We start from the raw sequence: 19,806 nt of genomic DNA, 5'->3' as shown, positions 1-19,806 counted from the left end.
ATTATAAGTTTTTTAAAGCTTGTTTAATTATAGTTTCAACAGTAGCATCTGGTTGCGCCATCACAATTTTATCTACAACACGTTCTGCCTGCTTTCTAATAAAACCAAGCACTTCTAAAGCAGATAACGCTTCATCTTTATTGGTATTGCCTTTAGAAACAGAAACTTCATCAATATCATAAATCTTTAAAACTTTATCTTTCAAATCGATAATCACGCGTTGTGCGGTTTTTGCCCCAATACCTTTTATTCCCTGAATTAAACCGATATCGTTGGATGCAATACCTTCTATAACCTGTTTTGGTGTTAACGAAGATAACATGGTACGGGCAATACTTGCCCCAATACCACTGACCGAGATCAATAATCTGAATATTTCGCGTTCTGCCAATGATGAAAACCCATAAAGGGTATGCGAATCTTCTTTAACTTGAAGGTGCGTAAATAATTTTAAATAGTCTCCAACCGGAATTTGGGAATAGGTATGAAGCGAAATATGAAGCACATATCCCACCCCATTACAATCAATAACAACATCGGTTGGATTTTTTTCTACAAGTTTTCCTTGAATATGTGTAATCATTTATAGGAATTGGTTAAAAAATCAAATGTAACAAAATTATTCCCAACAGAATTACTTCGCATTTCCCTTTTCTACTTCTTGTTTTTCTTTTTGTTGCGCATCAATTACCGCAATGGCAGTCATATTTACAATTTCATCCACATTGGCTCCAAGTTGCAGGATATGGACCGGTTTGCGCATGCCCATCATAATGGGGCCAATGGATACGGCTTCGTTCAGTTCCTTCAATAATTTATAAGTGATATTTGCCGCATCCAAACTTGGGAATATTAAGGTATTCACTTTTTTACCAACTAATTTTGAAAACGGAAACCGTTCTTGAAGCATTTCTGAGTTTAAAGCAAAATCTGTTTGCAGCTCGCCATCTACTATCATATCAGGATAATATCTGTGCAAATGCGCTACGGCTTCCCGTACTTTTAAAGCACTTTCGTTTGAGGACGATCCAAAATTTGAATACGAGATCATGGCCATAACAGGTTCCATACCAAACATTTTTACCACTTGTGCCGTCATTTGGGCTATTTTGGTAAGGTCTCTGGAAGTAGGATTGATGTTTATGGAAGTGTCGCTTAAAAATATGGGACCACGTTTGGTCATCATTAAATTGGTTGTAGCCACACGCGATGTGCCCTTTGCCATACCTATAAGTTCCAACATAGGTTTTACTACCGATGGATAATTTCGGGAATACCCCGAAATTAGGGCATCTGCATCGCCTTCATTCACCATCATGGCCGCAAAATAGTTACGTTCGCGCATCAAGCGTTGTGCCGAATAATAGGTTACACCCCGTCGTTTACGCTGTTCCCAATATACTTTAGCGTACTTGTTTTTTCTATCGTTTTCTTCTTCGGTTTTTGGGTCAATTATAAGTACATTGGCATCAAATTCAATTTCAGCCATCAATTCTTTAATGGTTTCAATTCTACCCAATAAAATAGGAATCGCAATGCCTTCTTCATAAACTATTTGAGCAGCTTTCATTACCGCTAGTTGGTCAGCTTCAGCAAAAACAACACGTTTAGGATCCGTTTTTGCGCGGTTGAACAACAATCGTATAAGTTTGTTGTCATTGCCCAAACGCTCCCTTAGTTCGTCTTTGTATTTTTCCCAATCTAAAATGGGTTCTTTTGCAACACCGCTTTCCATGGCGGCTTTTGCTACGGCTGGAGGCACTTCAACAATTAAGCGGGGATCGAAAGGTTTCGGGATGATGTAGTCCTTACCAAAAGTTAAACGGGTTTCGCCATAGGCAATGTTAACTTGTTCCGGCACCGATTCTTTAGCTAACCTAGCCAATGCTTTTACGGCGGCCATTTTCATTTCCTCGTTAATTTTTGTGGCTCTAACATCTAAAGCGCCACGGAAAATGAACGGAAATCCAAGGACGTTGTTTACCTGGTTAGGATGGTCCGAACGCCCCGTTGCCATAATAATATCTTTACGGGTGGCGATGGCGATATCGTATTTTATTTCCGGATCTGGATTTGCCATGGCGAACACGATCGGGTTTTTTGCCATAGACAGCAGCATTTCCGGCGATACAATGTTCGCCATGGAAAGACCGATAAAAACATCGGCATCTATCATGGCTTCATCAAGCGTATCAATTTTTCTATGGGTGGCATATTCTGCTTTTTCGGCAGACAGTTGTTCCCTATCGTCTCTAATAACGCCTTTACTATCCAACATCACCATATTTTCGCGCTTTGCACCACAAGCTTGGTATAACCGCGAACAAGAAATAGCGGCAGCGCCCGCGCCACTAATAACAATTTTTACTTCGTCTAGTTTCTTTTTAGCAATTTCAACGGCATTGATCAAAGCGGCAGCCGATATAATAGCGGTTCCATGTTGGTCGTCGTGCATCACAGGGATGTCCAATTCCGCTTTTAAACGTCTTTCAATTTCAAAAGCCTCGGGTGCTTTGATGTCTTCCAAATTAATGCCCCCAAAAGTCGGGGCAATATTTTTTACGGTAGCGATAAATTCCTCTACATTTTCGGTGTCCACTTCAATATCGAACACATCAATATCAGCAAATATTTTAAAAAGCAAACCCTTTCCTTCCATAACGGGTTTTGAAGCTTCCGGACCAATATTCCCCAAACCCAAAACCGCTGTACCGTTTGATATCACAGCCACTAAATTGCCTTTTGCCGTGTATTTATAAGCGTTGTTCTTATCTTTTTCAATTTCTAAACAGGGCGCCGCTACACCGGGCGAATAGGCGAGTGCCAGATCGCGTTGGGTGGCGTATTTTTTGGTTGGAACCACTTTAATTTTACCTGGAGTGGGTTTTGCGTGGTATATAAGGGCTTCTCGTCGTTTGCTTGCTTCGCTCATGGAAATAATTGGTTAACATAACGAACAAAGATAACAATCCTATGATTTTAAGCACTATCCTTTTAATGGAATGTCCTGTTCTTTTTTAGGTGGTGTTTAGCCTTTAAAAATAGTATTTCTTATTGTTTACGAAAATATAAAATCAGTAAGGTTTTAAACACCTATTTTCCAAACGCCTTTTTCTAAAAATGCAGCAATAGTTTGGCGGTTTGCTTTGAATCGTGACATGGTAACACACACAGACTTCCTTTCACGAAATAATCAAAAAAATACCGTGAACAAAGTCAAAATAACCTGATTTGTTCACGATTTATACGCTTTTAAAATCCGATACCTATTTCCGGTATTTATTCATGTCCAAAATAGGTTGGGTAAAAAGGAATAATTTTTTGTTTTACTTTTTGTAACTTTGGATATAAAATTTTAAAAGATGACAACTATAACTATAAAAAGCGGTCTAAAAAAGAGCAATTACACCTTCAACACTCCTTTACAGGCCATCGAGGATATGTTTGCAGAAATGGGAATGGTTATGCTACAACCTATAGAAAACCAAGAGATTTTAGAACGAACTGAAAAACATTTTAAGCAAAACAAAGACAGAGCCATTGATTCTTATGATGACATTTAAGAAAACATGAAAGTTTTTGAAGAAAAAGGCGTAAGACAGTATTTGGGAAAAAGAAATATCTTAACCCAATATCAACAAGCCAAAGAAAATTTTGAAGCAGGACGTTTTCAGCAAATCCAGTTAAAAAAAAGACAACCAAAAAATTTCAAGGATTACAGTTTCGCATTACCAAAAAATACCGAGCTTTCGGCTATTTTAAAACATCCGAACAATTTATAGTTACCGAAATTTCCGATCATCAATGATTTTTGTTTTCAAAACTAAGTACGCTGTACATTTACATAAATGATGGGCTTGCTCTATAAGAAAGACCCTTCTCTATTCCAAATCTTCAACCTAAGCGTACACCATTTGTTTTTCCAATCGAAATATTTAAAAAAAACTGAAACACCTTCTTCAATGAGTTAAAAATCAATTTCATTTAGCTCAAATATAACTCGAAAAGAAACTAAATTTGAACCAAAATCCATAATTGAAACTTCAGATTTAAATGGAAATATCTTTAAAGCCTCATAATTAATGCGTCTAAAATATTTATTTTTAATAGTGTTTATGTGGGGGCTGAGTTTCCCCACTCAAGCACAAGTCATTAAAAAAGACAGCACTCAGATTTATGAGAAAATTAAAACCTATTCCAAACGAAATACATTCACAAAAACCCTTCACAAACTTATTTTTAAATCTTCTGGCAATAAGAATGATAAAAGAACTAATATAAAATCAGACAAACATTATGCGTCATTACAGGGCAAACCCATAAGGCACATCTATATTGAAACTTTAGATCCTTTTGGTTTTTCAGTTGAAGATTCTACCCGAAAACCCGAAAACTGGATGGCTAAATTAGGGAATCGTGCCCACATTAAATCCAAAAATTTTGCCATTGGAAATTTATTGCTCTTTAAAGAAAACACTCCCTTAGACACCCTACTGTTGAACGAGTCTGAAAGACTCATACGTTCCCAAAGTTTTATTAGAAGTGTAAAAATTGATGCAGAGACATCAAATAAAACCTCAGATTCTGTTGATATCAAAATCAGGGTATTGGATTCTTGGAGTTTGATTCCTAAAGGTTCCATTTCGCCATCTAAAATTAATATCCTGCTTAAAGAACGTAATTTTTTAGGACTTGGACATGAATTTAACAATGGCATAGAAAAAAGGTTTGACAACAACAATACGGGCTATCGATTTGAGTACATTGTGCCCACTATAAAAAACACGTATATTAGAACAGAAATCAAGTACCGTGTTGATCTTGAGGGTTTTTACCGAAAAAGCCTGAATATAGAAAGAACTTTTTTCTCGCCATTAACAAGGTGGGCGGGCGGTTTATATTTAGATGAACAGTTTCGCCAAGATTCATTACCAAGTTCCCAAAACAACTTTAGCTATCAAAATTTTAAATATGGAACCAATGATTTGTGGGCAGGACATGCTTTCAATATTTTAGATGGAAAAACCATAGCGGAACGCACCACCAATCTTATAACGTCTTTACGATATGTTCATGTTGATTATAGAGAGTCTCCTAGTACAGCATACGATTCCATTAATTTTTTCTCGAATGAAAATTTTTATTTAGGAAGTATAGGCATTGCCTCCAGACAGTTTATTGAAGACCATTATATTTTTAGGGATGGGATTATTGAGGATGTTCCGATTGGTTTTGTAGCAACATTAACATCGGGATATCAGCGAAAAAATCAAGAAAACCGGTATTATCTTGGAACAAACATTACGGTTTCAAATTATTTAAAATGGGGCTATCTCAGTGGATCCATAGGTTATGAAACTTTTTTTAACCACGCTAAGCCAGAACAATCCGCTATTAACATTGGGGCAACTTATTTTACTAACTTGATGGATTTGGGCACTAAATGGAAAATGAGACAATTTATAAAGCCACAGCTTATTTTAGGGTTTGACAGATTAAACACACTTGGAGATCGTGTCTCTTTAAATGAGAACATACAACCATTAGGATACAATCGAAATTTATTTAGAGGCAATTACAACGCTGGTATTCCTGGTTTTAACGCTGATATTTATGGCACTAAAAAATTACTTTTAGCTATGCAAATCCAATTTTATTCACCGTGGGATCTTTTAGGTTTTAGGCTAAATCCTTACTTAAATTTTACAACTGGCCTACTGGGAAATAAGTCCACTTCAATTTTTGATAGTAAAATTTATTCTTCTTTTGGCATAGGATTTATCATAAGGAACGATTATTTGGTATTTAGTTCTTTTCAATTGTCACTATCTTATTATCCCCAAATTCCAGGGCAAGGAAACAATATTTTTAAAACCAACTCTTTTGAAACGGAGGATTTTGGATTTCAATCGGTTAATATTGGAAAACCTAGCACGCTGTTATATCCTTAGTGATTATTGTTCGGTAAAGAGACACAAGACCGCTGCGCTGATAGAATCAAGAACAAAGACTTGATTGTAACTAACTGATAAGCAGTTTTATTTTTTTAATTTTCGGAAGCTCAAAATTTCTATAGGATTAAAAACTGGCCAAAAAATCAACTAAAGAGTGAAATTCCCTAATGATTGAGCCATTGACAGTGTTTAAACATTTTTATCAGGTAATTAATACGGATTCTTAATCTTTTAAAAAATCTATATTGCGTTTTAAACCAGAAAATTTAGTGCGCTTTACAGCGGAAGCTTTGAATACTTTTTTGAAAGTGCCTTCAGTTATTTCGTCCCAATCTTTTTTGGTGATGGACAATAATTCGGGATGCGGATTGAATAATGGCTCCTTATGCGATTTAGAAAACCGATTCCATGGGCATACATCTTGACATACATCGCAACCGAACATCCAATCGTCCATTTTTCCTTTAAACTCCGTGGGGATATTTTCTTTTAATTCGATGGTAAAGTATGATATACATTTACTTCCATCTACTACATACGGTTCTGCAATGGCTTGGGTTGGGCAAGCATCAATGCAGGTAGTACATGTGCCACAATGGTTGGTTGTGGGTAAATCGTATTCCAACTCTAAATCGACAATCAATTCAGCAATAAAATAAAATGAACCTACTTGTTGCGTTAGTAAATTACTGTGTTTACCAATCCAACCCAAACCTGATTTTGCTGCCCAAGTTTTGTCCAGAACTGGAGCAGAATCTACAAAAGCACGACCATGAACTTCGCCAATTTCTTCTTGAATGAAGTGTAAAAGTAATTTTAATTTATTATTACTGAAGAATTAATACGGATCAATAAAAACATCTATTTCAGATGGTGTTATTTTAGGGTTTGCCCCTTCACTTTGAGCCACCATAGCACCAACGGCACATGCAAAATCTATTGACTCCTGAGGATTCACTTTATTTAGTAATTGACTTATCAAAGATCCTAAAAATGAATCACCAGCGCCAACTGTATCAATCACTTTTATAAGATAACCGCTGTTATAATAAAATTTGTCATCATACAATAAAACAGCACCATGATGCCCTTTGGTTACGCAAATGTGTTTGGTTTTTGTTTTTTCAGAAATGTACCGAATATTCTGCTCCATAGACCGGTATTTAGAATCTAAATATCCACTAACTTCATATAATTCATCATCATTAAACTTAATAAAATCGGCTTTATTCATTAATTGAATTAAAAGCTCTTTGGTGTAATAAGGAGGCCTTAAATTAAGGTCAAATATTTTATATTTTGCAAACTCTATAAGCTTAAACAACGTGTTTCGAGAACTATCGTCTCGAGCTACAAGGCTACCAAAAACAAACGCATCAGAAGTTTTAACAGCCGCTTTATTAATTTCGGTTAATCTTATTTTATCCCAAGCTCTGGGATATTTAATATCGTACGATGCTGAACCCTTTTCATTTAGCATCACTTTTACTTTGCCTGTTTTATATTCATTAAGAACCTGAACACAACTGGTATTAATACCACAGTCTTTAAGATATTGCATAATTTTGGCTCCACTTTCACCTTTCCCAATAGCACTTATCATTGTGACATCATTGTCAAAAGAATTTAATCTATTGGCCACATTTAAAGGCGCGCCACCAATTTTTTTGTGCGTTGGGAATACATCCCATAATACTTCTCCAAAACACGTAACTTTTGCCATGACTTTAATTTTAAAATAATTCCAGAAGAAGTTTAAACCTCTTCTGGAATTAAAACTAACTCAAAAAACTAAACAAAACAATTAATATCCAGGGTTTTGATCATAAAGACCTCCAGTAAAATCTATCTCTCTTTGTGGTATTGGATAATACTCATCACGACCTGCTGTAAATTTCGCATTCGCAAGAAAATCTTTTCTTGTTTTTTCAACAGCTAAATACGCATTAAGTACTGGTTCGGCCATTCCCCATCTAACTAAATCAAAGAATCTAGGTCCTTCCATACCAAATTCTAAACGTCTTTCAAACATTAAAGCCTTCCAAGCATTAGCTTTAGTCATTCCCATAGGGTACATACCTACATTATAAACGTTTGAAGCTCCGGCAGCTATTTGTCTTTGCGTACTTGCGGCTGCACGTGTTCTAATTTGATTAATAATGGTTATACCTGCATCTACTTGATTTAATTGAATTAATGCTTCCGCTTTAAACAATAGCACGTCTGCATAACGAATAAAATCGATATTTTTAGAAGTTCCAACAAATGGACCTTCTTTTACGTAACATGAACAATCTGGTGCTTGTTGCTCTTTCATATTTCCAAAATATCCGTAAACACCTGGGTCTCTTGCCCAACTGAAATTGTAAATCATGTCACCAGTATTATTTACTGTGTTACGATATTTAAATGGACGACCAGGTATTCCAACTGTGTGATCGATTCTTGGATCCAAAGTAATTCCAGCAGCTAATGGTGTTTTTCCACTGCCATCTACAACATTAAAAATGCTTGTATTATTAAAAGTATCTAACAATGGTAGCCCTAATGCATCCGTTTGGAACGCATTTACCATATTTTGGCTAGCCAAATGGAATCCACAACATCCATACAATCCTGTACCATGTGGTGAGTTTAACCCAGTAACAAAACTTGTTCTACCCACAGTTGTACCATCATTTATAGAAAATTGTACTGCCCAAATAGATTCTGGCCCATTATCAAAACCATCTAAAAAATTATTTCCATAATCTGCTTCTAAAGCACCTGTAACATCATCAGCATAATCAATAACTTCTTGTAATTTAGAAGGGTTTATATTAGTTACCTGATGGGTATCATTTTGCTCGTATGCTTGGTACAAACGTAGTTTAGCTAAATAAGCAGCAGCGGCATTTTTATCGGCTCTACCAACTTGATCTTGAGATTGTGACAACGTGTTATAGGCAAACAAGAAATCGTCTGCTATTTTATTCCATAAAGCATCATTATCAATATCATTGGACGTTGATGCTTTCTCCTCAGCGGTCATATCTTCTGTTATATAAGGTATTTTTTTGAAAATCAGTTTTAACATAAAATGACAGTGCGCTCTTAAAAACCTAAGTTCAGCTTGTCTGATAGCTTTGTTTGGATAGTCTCCATCTGGAATGATGTTAATTACAGATAAGGCAAAATTAGCTCTTGAAATGGCTCTATAATAAAGTGTCCAAGTTCTTGGTGTCATCCAGTCGCCCTGATCTGCCGCAGTAAGATTATATTGCTCATATTTATCTACAATATCAACATCACCACGACCTCCGCCGCCTTTATAAGCGTCATCGGAACGCACGCTGCCGTAAACCCATTGAGAGGTTAATGGCCCAACCATATCATCGTTACCGATTGCAGCATAAGCAGCTATAACTAATGCCTCTGCATTATCAGCCGTTGCAACATTTTCACTAGAGAGCACACCCTCTGGTTCGTATTCTAAAAAATCTTTGCTGCATGCAGACAATATTATTGTTGCAATTAAACAGCCAATTATATTTATATTTTTTTTCATGACTTTTTTATTTTAAAAATTAATGTTTAAACCAACAGATAATGTTGTAGGTACTGGGATTCTATTTACATCTATACGTTCTGGATCTGAACCTATATAGCCTTTAGGTGTAAACCAAAATAGATTCTCTCCTTGACAGTAAACACGTAACCCTGTCATTCCTGCCAATTTACTTATAGAACTTTCAGGAAAAGAATATCCTAATTGCATAGTTCGTAATTTAAAATAGGAATTTTTTCTGTAAACATAGTCGTTATCACCACCAATATTATTTACTAACGATAATGAAGGAACATCGGTGCTAGTATTGGTTGGTGTCCATGAATTGAAAACACCAGGGCCAGCATTTTCACGACCTTGCGTGAAATTATTCCAGAAAATATATGGATCGGTTCCTATTCTACCTGCAACTCCTGAACCAAACAATGAAAAGTCAAAGTTTTTGTAGTTTAAATCTATTCTAATTCCATATTCAAGATCAGGTACTGTAGTTCCAATAAAATCTCTATCATCACCATCTATCTTTCCATCATTATTTAGGTCAACAAACTTGACACCTCCTGGTCTCGCATTACTTGTTTGCACGCCGCCGTTTGGATGCGCATCAACTTCAGCCTGACTTTGAAATAATCCATCCGTTTTGTACCCAAATATTGAAAACACAGAATGTCCTAAGATGGAATTATCCGCTGTCCCAGGAAATCCTGCAAGAACATCTGCCGGTAAATAGGTGATTTCATCTTTAAAGGCTCCAAAATTTGTAGAAACCGTAAAACTAAAATCATTATCATAAGATTTAGAATAACTTAAAGCTAATTCCCAACCTTTTGTTGAAGTAGAAGCACCATTTAACACACGTTGTTGACCTTCACCTAATACAGATGGAATAGGTGGTGTAGTTAAAATATCACTCGTTTTTCTAGTAAAATAATCGAAGGAACCACTAACTGCTCTATCAAATAAACTAAAATCAACACCATAGTTGTATTCTTTAGTTGTTTCCCATTTTAAATCTGGATTTTCAGCTTGTGTAGAAACAAATCCAGATGGTAAAGTACCCGTGTTATTACCATTTATGTCATAAGCAGTACCAACATTTTGATAAATTTCGAAAAATCCACCTGAAAGTTGTGCTTGATTTTGTCCATACCTTGACTCATATAATCCAAAACGAGCTATATTACCAATTTCTTGGTTACCTACTTCACCATATCCAACACGAAGTTTTAAATCTGAAATAACATCTGTTTTTGGGAAGAAATCCTCATTGGTAATTTTCCACCCAACTGTAGCCGCTGGAAAAATACCATATCTGTTATTTTTACCAAATCGTGAAGAACCATCTCTACGTAAAGTGAACGTTGCCAAATATTTATCGGCATAAGAATAATTCAATTTTCCAAATTGTGAAAGCAAACTATATGCAGTAGAAATACCATTACTAGTTCGAGCACCAGTAGCTGCATTTAATACAAAATATGATTCTGATTCTACAGCAAAATCATCTGCTTGCAAGAATAATGTATCAAAATTCTCGTTAACGGATTCAACTCCTAAAATAACTCCAAATTTACTTTCTCCAAACTCTAAATTATAATTTAAAACATTAGAAAAAACTAATGAAGAAAATTTATTGGTATCATAAATAAGTCTATTCGTGCCTCTGGTAATAAATCCGTTATTTACCTTTGGCTCAATATTTTTCCTTTTAAAATCACTAAAATCAATACCCAAAGTAGATCGGAATGTTAAATTCTCCATTAATTGCAATTCGGCATAAACGCTTCCAAAGAAATTATTTTTTGTGGCATTATCCCATCTATTTAAATATTGCATTAATACAGGGTTGTTACGGTCAGAATATCCAGCTCCTAATGGTCCAGCAAAATCGCCATTGGCATCATAAACAGGAATTGTTGGTGCCAAAGTAATAGCTAATCCTGGTGTTGGAGCGCTCCCAACATCTGGGGAAGCTAAGGTCTCATCAGATGTTGAAAATTGAGTATTCATACCAAACTTAAGTTTATCATTAAATAACTTGGTAGAACCATTAATCTTAGCTGTATACCTATCATAATTAGTGTTTTTAAGCATGCCAGTGTTTTTTAAATACCCCATATTAATAAGTAAAGCCGATTTTTCACTACTTGCAGAAACCGTTACTTCGTTATTGAATACATAACCTGGTTCATAAGTTGCATCTTGCCAATCGGTATCTCCAACAGGCACGTTAGTATCACCACCAACAAATGGCTTAACGGTAACGCTGTTAAGAACAGGATTGCTAAAATCACCATTCCAATCGAAATTGTAAATTTCTCCATATCCACCATTAGGATCTGCACCATCATTAACAGATGCTTGCCATAATGCCTGACCTCGTTGTTGCGCATTTAACATATCATAACGTTGTTTTTTCTCTGATTGAACAGATACGTTTGAGTTTATACTCACAGTTACTCTTTCTCCTTTTTCCCCAGTTTTTGTTGTAACTACAATAACACCATTTGCAGCTCTTGAACCATAAAGAGAGGAAGCCGATGCATCTTTTAGTATTTGAATAGACTCAATAGCATTCGGGTTTAAACTTGCAAAAACTTCCTGACGCTTCGTAGGTACACCATCTATAACGTACAATGGGTCGTTATTACCTAATGTAGTAACACCACGAATTAATATTCTGCTATTTAACCCCGTTGGGTCTCCAGATTTTTCAACAAATAAACCAGGTACTCGACCTTGAAGTGCTTGCATGGCATTACCAGAGCTTAAACTTTGCCCTTCAACTGGAGCTAAATCTACTACAGTTATAGCGCCAGTAATATCTACTTTACGTTCTTTACCATAACCTGTTACTACAACCGCATCTAGTTCGGCTGCATCTATTTCCATTACAACGTCTATTACAGAACGTCCACTTATTTGTATTTGTTGAGTTTTAAAGCCTATATAACTAAAAACCAATATCGCATTTGTATCAATATTTTCCAACACATAATTACCGTCAAAATCTGTAGCGGCACCTTGAGCTGTGCCAGATACAATAACAGACACTCCGGGTAGTGGCATTCCGTCCTCTTGCGAGGTAACAGTACCTTTTACCTGAGCTTGCGCCAAAATGCTCATAAGAGCAAATACAGGCAGAAATAAAAGTTGTTTTAATTTCATTTTAATTTAATTTAGTTAATATTTAGTTTGTGAATTTCAATGTTGCCAAGAATAAATTCTTGGTCTTTAGGTTCAATACTTAGTTCGCTGAATGGTGAGTTCGGAAAAAATATTTCTGTCATTACTGTTTCTCCATTATCAAAAAACAGTTCTATGGATGTTTTATCAAGAATGATCGTACCCGATATATTGACATTAGTTGAAGTTCTTTTAGCAACAGAAACATGATCTGCAAATTTTTCTGAAAAATCTGTTTTACCAGATTTTCTTCTATCTACAAAAAAGTTTTTGTCACTATGGTTATATCCAAAAGCTAAGGTGTCGCCTTCTTTATTAGTAAGTTTAAAAGCAAAACTTTTATTTTTTATATCTGAAATTTCAAAATTAATTTCGGCACTTGCTAAATTGATAGCTTTAGAATCTATAAGTTTTGTATCAATTTTAATATCTATAGTCTCTTTTTTAAATTTAGTGCTTCTATAATTAGTTAATTCATTTACAGGTTGAAATAGTAATTTATAACTAGCATTTACTTTTTGAAGTTCAATTTGTCTTGCTACTGTCATAGCACTTCTCCATGTTTCAGTAGGTACTACATTGGCGTATTCCCAATTAGACATCCATCCGATAAATAATTTTCTGCCATTGGAATCGGGTATATTAGACCAAGTCACTCCTGCATAATTGTCTCTTCCATAATCTATCCATATAGATTTATGTTCAGAAGTATTTAAGTCATTTTCAAAAGAGGCATCAATCTTAAATTGGTTTCCATCAAAATCGCCAACAAAATATTGGGTGGCGCTTCCACTATTTGGTCCACCGGGATTAATACTAACTAACAACACCCATTTAACCTCATCTGTTCCTTGAACTACCATTGGAAAGAAATCTGGACATTCCCAAACACCTCCGTGTGCTCCTATTCCTGCACCAAAATCAGATTCCAATTTCCAATCTTTTAGATTTGAAGAGCTATAAAATATTATTTTTTGACCAGCAGCCAATACCATAAGCCATTTATCGTGAATAGAATCCCAAATCATTTTTGGGTCTCTAAAATCTTTAATGCCTGGGTTTTTAATTACTGGATTTTCAGAATATTTAGTAAACGTTTGTCCTTCATCTAAAGAATATGCAATGGCTTGAGATTGGTAATTAATTTTACCAGCTTTTTCACCATCCATATCATGATAAGTAAACATGGCTATTATAGGCTCAATACCATTTTTGGAAAACCCTGAGCTATTATTAACATCTACAACCGAACTTCCTGAAAAGATGTACCCCTTTTCATCTGGGTATATGGCTATGGGCATTTCTTTCCATGTTACCATGTCTGTACTTATGGCGTGTCCCCAATGCATAGGTCCCCAAGTATTTCCATCTGGATAATGTTGAAAATATAAATGGTAATAACCATTATAATAAAACATGCCATTAGGATCGTTCATCCAACCAGACTTAGGTGTGAAATGAAAGTTAGGACGATAAAGTTCTTCTTCTGTATAAGATACATAGTCCGTTTCTTCAACATTTTGTTTCTTTTGCCCTTTATCCTTGCATCCCATAAGAAAGGATACAACCATAAGCATTAAAATTAGATTGGATTTTGTTGAGGTTTTCATTTTATTCATCATTATTTAATTAGTTTTTTACTTAATTCCTCTAAGGGAATCCCTTTCGTTTCTGGCATCATAAATATTACAAATAGCAATTGGAATCCCATCATAATGGTAAAGAACAGAAAAACCATACCTGCTCCTATTGTAGAAAATAATACGGGAACTAAAGAAGGTACAACAGCTGCCAATACCCAATGTACGGAGCTGCCAAATGATTGCCCAGATCCTCTTAAATGATTCGGGAAAATTTCTGAAATAAACACCCAAATAACCGTGCCCTGCCCAATGGCGTGTGCCGCAATAAACATGAACAAAAAGATGGGCATAAAACTGCCTTCCCAATTCAAAAAGAATGCAGCCGATACTAAAGACAATGAAATAATATATCCAAAGGAACATATATACATGAGTTGCTTTCTTCCTAATCTATCAATTAGAAAAATTCCTAAAAGTGTAAAAAGCAAGTTTGTAACGCCTACGCCAATACTGCTTAAAAGTGCCGAACTTTCCGCCAATCCTGCTTCTGTTAAAATTCTAGGTGCATAATAAAGCAAGGCGTTGATACCTGATAATTGATTAAAAAAAGCTATTAAAAAAGCGAGCATAAGTGGAAATCTATACTTCTTTAAAAATATATTTTCATTAGGTACCGTGTTTTCCATCTCCTCCTTAATCTCTAGCATAAGTTTTTCAGGATCTTGATCTGGATTGATAATTTTAAGTACACCTATGGCTTCACTATTTCTAAATTTAGTGAGCAGCCACCGTGGACTTTTTGGTATAGTAAATGCAAATACGGTGTAAATTGCGGCAGGAAACGCTTCTACACCTACCATCCATCGCCAAGCGTTTTCACCTATATTATTTAACAAGTAATTAGATAGAAAAGCCACAAGAATACCAAACACAATATTGAACTGGTAAAGCCCTACTAGCTTCCCTCTATCTTTTGCCGGGGCAATTTCTGATATGTAAGCTGGAGCCGCAACAGTGGATGCCCCAACCCCTAAGCCTCCTATAAATCTAAAAAATGCAAAAGTTATGGGATCATTAGCAAAAGCCGACCCAACCGCAGAAATGGTATATAAAACACCAATCCATATTAAAGTATTTTTACGTCCTATTTTATTAGTAGGTATGCCCCCAAAAAAAGCACCCACAACGGTGCCCCATAATGCCATACCTATAACAACTACGCCATGGAACATATCTGAAGACCCCCACAATAACTGTAATTTTTTTTCCGCGCCTGAAATAACAACGGTATCAAATCCAAATAAGAAACCTGCAAGCGCTGCGGTAATGGACCATATAAGTATCTTTCTGTTCATGTGGTGGTGTATTTAGTTTCGTGTTCACAAGGTACTTTTATACACCGATGCCGTATTTCAGATATGTATCAAAACAGTATGAAATTGTTAAGCAATCGTTAAAATTTACACAAACTATTGATTATCAAAGTAATGGTGTGCAATTATTTTTAACACAACATTTAGATATTCAAAATTGTTACATCTTTTGTTCAAAATTGTTACCTATAAGTATTTAAAGCAGGTATCAATTTCTTAAAAAATACCCCTCACAAGTAACAATTAGATTATTTCTTGTTTAAAAAATAATAAAATCATAAAAAGACAGCTGTATTTTTACAATAATAACAATAAAAAGAAAGGCAAAAGCCAACCAATTATTCTCTAAAGGCTTTGGGTGATTTATTGAATTTATTTTTGAAGCTTGTAGAAAAATAATTCGGAGAAGAAAATCCGGTAGCATAGGCTATTTCAGATATTGTTAATGGCGTATTCAGTAGCATTTCTTTTGCTTTTTCCAATCGTGTATTTTGGATATAGTCGCTAATGTTTACGCCCATAATGGCCTTCATTTTTCTGTAAAGCTGAATTCGAGAGATATTTAGATCGCTGGCTAAATTTTCAACAGAAAATTTAGAATTGTCTACATTCTTATTTATTATTTTATTCAGCGTCGAAACAAATTCTTGCTCCATAGATCCAAAATTGCTGGAGGCATCTATATTATGGACGTTATTAACAAAATAGTACCTAAGCTTTTCGCGATTATAAATAAGTGTTTTTATAGATTGGGCCAAAATGGCAAAACTAAATGGTTTAGTAAGATATAAATCTGCTCCAACCTCCAAGCCTTTAATATAAGATTCTTTATTATTTAATGCTGTTAAAATGATGGTAGGGATGTGAGACGTTCTTAAATCTTTCTTCAAAATTTCACAAATATCGAAGCCACTTTTTTCAGGCAAACTAATATCGCATATAATAATATCCGGTATAAGCTCTAAGGCCTTTTCAATAGCGTCCGTACCATCAGATACTTGTACACTATATTCCAAAGATAATTTTCCTTTCAAAAAGTTTACCAAATCGAGGTTGTCTTCAATAATTAAAACAGAATAGTGATCTTCATCATTCAAAACCAATGGTTCGCTGATAATGTCGTCTTCATAATCTAAATGCGAACTTAAAAGCGAACTATCAACAATATCAATCTCATTAATAATTTCATCGGGATCTAAATGCACATGATCTTTATATAGGGTAATTATAAATTCGGCGCCATGCTTAGAAATAACTTCAATGGTTCCTTTATGCATTTCGACAAATTCTTTAGACAGATGCAACCCGATTCCCGAACTTGCATTATTATTATTGGACCCTTGAAAGAAGGTGCGAAACACTTTATCCATTTCTTTTTTTGGTATGCCGATCCCAGAATCTTTAAAATGTATTTTTACAAAATTACTATCAAATACATCTTTTATATCTATAGAAATCGTACCGTTGTTAGGTGTGAATTTAAAGGCGTTCGATAGTAAGTTAAAATACACTTTATCCATTAAATTTCTATCCACATAAACCTCTAAATCTTCATTATTCGTGTTAATCGTAAAATTAATGTTTCGCTTTTGTGCTTCGCGTTTAAAATCTTTAAAAATGACATTTGAAAATTGATATAAATTTGTTTTTGAAGCTCTTAATACAAACTTACGGTCTTCAACCTTTCTAAAATCAAGAAGTTGATTAATCAATCGTAACAATCGTTTCGAGTTATTATATATTAAACCGACCTCATTTAAAAGTTTGTTATCCCTTATTACTTTGTTTTCTGTTAATGCTTCTGTTGAAGATAAAATAAGTGTAATAGGTGTTTTAAATTCATGGGACAATCCTGTAAAAAAATTAACCCTGGCCTCATTACTGATTTTAACCTCTTCTGCTATTTTCTTAATTTGGTTCCGCTGAATGGTAATTTTCTTGTTTTGCAATTCCAATTTCCTTTTTTTCTTTCTAATGCTTTTTGCTGAATAAATGCTATATGCCGCTAAAAGAAGACTGGTTATTAATAGACCCAAAAGAACTTTTAAGATGTTGCTTTGTGTGGAATAAGTTTTTTCTTGTAATTTAATTCTATCTTGTTGGCTTTCTATGTCATTTTGTTGCTTCGTAATTTTATCGAATTGGTTCTTCAAAATGCTAGCATTTCTTGAATCAATAACCGTTGTTCCAAGTATGTTTTTTTTAGCTACTGCTTTGCCATTCAGTATCTCAATGGCAAGCTTAATCGCTTCATCTCCGCCGGTGGGGTATAATAGAGTTGCCATTAAAACTTCATCTTGAACAAGTTCAACACCGCCGTTTGGACCGTTTAAACCATCAACCCCAATTATTTTGATAGTTTTTTCGAGACGTTTTTCTTTTAAAACTTCCCATGCGCCTAAAGCCATTCTATCATTATGAGCAAATATGTAATCGACATTCTTAATGCTATCTAAAATTTTAGATAAGCTATCTTTTATTGAATAACTTTCCCAGTTTCCTTGGATTGTTTTCACTACACTTAAATTAGGGATATCGTTAATAATATTATTGAATCCGGAACTGCGTTCTGATGCGGGCGAAGAACCCAATAGCCCTTTAATTTCAATAATATTTTTAGGTTCTGTAGTTAAAGAAGCCAAATAATTTGCGGCATTAGTACCAATTTGATAATTATCCGCACCCAAATAAGCTGTATAATTTTCACCATTGATTTTTCTATCGACTATTAAAACTGGAATGCCTTTTTTAAAAGCTTTTTCCACTATAGGTGTTATAGGCGCTGCTTGTACAGGTGAAACAATCAAAATATCAACATTTTCAGCTATTAATGCTTCAATATCTTTAATTTGATCTGTAATATCATCTTGTCCTTCTAAAATTTTCAATTCAATCTCTGGATAAAAAGCAGCTTGAATTTTCATGGCTTGATTCATTGATTTTCGCCATTCATCATTAATACCTGTTTGAGAAAACCCTATAGTATATTTTTGGGTTTCGGTATTACTACATGACAAGGAAAATAAAAGAATTGATACTAAAATAAATTTAAATAAAAGATGGAACCAGTTTGCTTTCATTACAAGTAAAGTAGTGTTGATATTATGAAATAACATTGAAGATAATCATTTCTTTCATAAAAAAAATACCAGACAATACATTCATTCGGATTTAATCATTTAAAAGACTGCCTAAAAATTTATTTCAAGAAATCAATATTCCTCTTTAAACCAGAAAATTTAGTGCGCTTTACTGCAGACTTTTGAAACACTTTTTTGAAGGTGTCCTCGGTAATGTCCAGCCAATCTTTTTTGGTCATGGATAATAATTCTGGATGTGCATTAAATAACGGTTCACTATGTGATTTTGAGAATTTATTCCATGGGCATACATCTTGACACACATCGCAACCAAATACCCAATCATCAAATTTACCTTTAAATTCTGATGGTATATTCTCTTTTAATTCTATAGTGAAATAGGAAATACATTTACTACCATCAACCACATACGGCTCTGTAATGGCTTGTGTTGGGCAAGCGTCCATACAGGCGGTACAGGTGCCACAATGGTCGGTTGTTACAGAATCGTATTCCAATTCCAAATCGACAATCAATTCGGCAATAAAATAGAAAGATCCGACTTGCTGTGTCAACAAATTACTGTGTTTACCAATCCATCCCAAACCTGATTTGGCTGCCCAAGCTTTGTCCAGAACGGGAGCAGAATCTACAAAGGCACGTCCATGAACGTCGCCAATTTCCTCTTGAATAAAGCGTAAAAGTGATTTTAATTTATCTTTAATAATGAAATGATAATCGGTTCCATAGGCGTATTTGGACAACTTAAAGGTGTTTTCTACTTGCCTTTCTTCTGGGTAATAATTCAATAATAATGAAATGACCGATTTGGAATCTTCAACCAGTTTTGTGGGATCTAAACGCTTGTCAAAATGGTTTTCCATGTACTGCATTTCCCCATGCATGTTATTATTTAACCATTTTTCCAACCTTGGTGCTTCTACTTCTAAAAACTGTGCCTTACTGATACCACAAGACAAAAAACCGAGGCGTTTGGCTTCGGTTTTGATGAGATTTGTATGTGCAGATATATTTGTCAATATTAAAAAGTTATTTCACAGAGGTTCACAGAGAAAATACAAA

At 34.8% G+C, this 19,806-nt stretch carries 12 protein-coding genes and 1 pseudogene; 3 read left to right on the top strand and 10 right to left on the bottom strand.

Translation table 11 applies throughout. The annotated features are described in order from the left end of the window. Position 1: 1 nt before the first annotated feature. Together ruvA and ACU1LP_RS04625 are read right to left on the bottom strand one after the other, a co-directional pair. Positions 2-583, bottom strand: coding sequence for a Holliday junction branch migration protein RuvA (gene ruvA / locus ACU1LP_RS04630; RefSeq protein WP_445731869.1), 582 nt, complete (start codon positions 581-583; stop codon positions 2-4). A gap of 51 nt (positions 584-634) precedes the next feature. Continuing rightward, the gene (locus tag ACU1LP_RS04625; protein ID WP_445731870.1) at positions 635-2,932 is read right to left on the bottom strand and encodes an NADP-dependent malic enzyme; all 2,298 of its coding nucleotides are present in this window, start codon (positions 2,930-2,932) and stop codon (positions 635-637) included. A gap of 430 nt (positions 2,933-3,362) precedes the next feature. Between ACU1LP_RS04625 and ACU1LP_RS04620 the strand changes: the two genes are divergently transcribed. The 3 genes from ACU1LP_RS04620 (at position 3,363) to ACU1LP_RS04610 (ending at position 5,951) form a co-directional block, all read left to right on the top strand. Then, positions 3,363-3,563 (top strand): hypothetical protein, encoded by a 201-nt coding sequence (locus ACU1LP_RS04620; protein ID WP_445735694.1) that lies wholly within the window; start codon positions 3,363-3,365, stop codon positions 3,561-3,563. A 6-nt stretch (positions 3,564-3,569) separates the two neighbouring features. Beyond that, on the top strand, positions 3,570-3,782 hold the full coding sequence (locus tag ACU1LP_RS04615; protein WP_445735693.1) for a hypothetical protein: 213 nt from the start codon (positions 3,570-3,572) through the stop codon (positions 3,780-3,782). Between the two features lie 300 nt (positions 3,783-4,082). Further along, the gene (locus ACU1LP_RS04610; protein WP_445735692.1) at positions 4,083-5,951 is read left to right on the top strand and encodes a hypothetical protein; all 1,869 of its coding nucleotides are present in this window, start codon (positions 4,083-4,085) and stop codon (positions 5,949-5,951) included. Between the two features lie 226 nt (positions 5,952-6,177). On the opposite strand, the pseudogene queG (ACU1LP_RS04605) reads toward ACU1LP_RS04610, so the two are convergent. From queG (ACU1LP_RS04605) to queG (ACU1LP_RS04570), 8 genes and pseudogenes are all read right to left on the bottom strand, one after another. Continuing rightward, positions 6,178-6,792, bottom strand: a pseudogene (gene queG, locus ACU1LP_RS04605) (tRNA epoxyqueuosine(34) reductase QueG); the annotation flags it as partial. Then, positions 6,793-7,677: a carbohydrate kinase family protein gene (locus tag ACU1LP_RS04600; protein WP_445735691.1), complete on the bottom strand. Its 885-nt coding sequence runs from the start codon at positions 7,675-7,677 to the stop codon at positions 6,793-6,795. Positions 7,678-7,758: 81 nt separating this feature from the next. Next, positions 7,759-9,453 (bottom strand): RagB/SusD family nutrient uptake outer membrane protein, encoded by a 1,695-nt coding sequence (locus tag ACU1LP_RS04595; protein ID WP_445735690.1) that lies wholly within the window; start codon positions 9,451-9,453, stop codon positions 7,759-7,761. 60 nt (positions 9,454-9,513) lie between these two features. Then, positions 9,514-12,669 (bottom strand): SusC/RagA family TonB-linked outer membrane protein, encoded by a 3,156-nt coding sequence (locus ACU1LP_RS04590; protein ID WP_445735689.1) that lies wholly within the window; start codon positions 12,667-12,669, stop codon positions 9,514-9,516. 11 nt (positions 12,670-12,680) lie between these two features. Next, a complete protein-coding gene (locus ACU1LP_RS04585) occupies positions 12,681-14,297 on the bottom strand; it encodes a glycoside hydrolase family 32 protein (RefSeq protein ID WP_445735688.1) in 1,617 nt (538 codons plus the stop codon). A gap of 11 nt (positions 14,298-14,308) precedes the next feature. Beyond that, positions 14,309-15,625, bottom strand: coding sequence for a sugar porter family MFS transporter (locus tag ACU1LP_RS04580; RefSeq protein ID WP_445735687.1), 1,317 nt, complete (start codon positions 15,623-15,625; stop codon positions 14,309-14,311). Positions 15,626-15,981: 356 nt separating this feature from the next. Further along, the gene (locus ACU1LP_RS04575) at positions 15,982-18,723 is read right to left on the bottom strand and encodes a substrate-binding domain-containing protein (RefSeq protein ID WP_445735686.1); all 2,742 of its coding nucleotides are present in this window, start codon (positions 18,721-18,723) and stop codon (positions 15,982-15,984) included. Between the two features lie 119 nt (positions 18,724-18,842). Beyond that, on the bottom strand, positions 18,843-19,763 hold the full coding sequence (queG, locus tag ACU1LP_RS04570; RefSeq protein WP_445734538.1) for a tRNA epoxyqueuosine(34) reductase QueG: 921 nt from the start codon (positions 19,761-19,763) through the stop codon (positions 18,843-18,845). Positions 19,764-19,806: the final 43 nt, after the last annotated feature.

This window comes from Mariniflexile sp. (assembly GCF_052728615.1).
Note: the sequence above shows the minus strand (reverse complement) of the source record. Positions and strands in the feature narration are given on the sequence as shown.

What these genes read in the sequence shown, in the direction of transcription:
- ruvA (WP_445731869.1), bottom strand. Translation starts at nt 583, where the DNA reads ATGATTACACATATTCAAGGAAAACTTGTAGAAAAAAATCCAACCGAT.
- ACU1LP_RS04625 (WP_445731870.1), bottom strand. Translation starts at nt 2,932, where the DNA reads ATGAGCGAAGCAAGCAAACGACGAGAAGCCCTTATATACCACGCAAAA.
- ACU1LP_RS04620 (WP_445735694.1), top strand. Translation starts at nt 3,363, where the DNA reads ATGACAACTATAACTATAAAAAGCGGTCTAAAAAAGAGCAATTACACC.
- ACU1LP_RS04615 (WP_445735693.1), top strand. Translation starts at nt 3,570, where the DNA reads ATGAAAGTTTTTGAAGAAAAAGGCGTAAGACAGTATTTGGGAAAAAGA.
- ACU1LP_RS04610 (WP_445735692.1), top strand. Translation starts at nt 4,083, where the DNA reads ATGCGTCTAAAATATTTATTTTTAATAGTGTTTATGTGGGGGCTGAGT.
- ACU1LP_RS04600 (WP_445735691.1), bottom strand. Translation starts at nt 7,677, where the DNA reads ATGGCAAAAGTTACGTGTTTTGGAGAAGTATTATGGGATGTATTCCCA.
- ACU1LP_RS04590 (WP_445735689.1), bottom strand. Translation starts at nt 12,669, where the DNA reads ATGAAATTAAAACAACTTTTATTTCTGCCTGTATTTGCTCTTATGAGC.
- ACU1LP_RS04585 (WP_445735688.1), bottom strand. Translation starts at nt 14,297, where the DNA reads ATGAAAACCTCAACAAAATCCAATCTAATTTTAATGCTTATGGTTGTA.
- ACU1LP_RS04580 (WP_445735687.1), bottom strand. Translation starts at nt 15,625, where the DNA reads ATGAACAGAAAGATACTTATATGGTCCATTACCGCAGCGCTTGCAGGT.
- ACU1LP_RS04575 (WP_445735686.1), bottom strand. Translation starts at nt 18,723, where the DNA reads ATGAAAGCAAACTGGTTCCATCTTTTATTTAAATTTATTTTAGTATCA.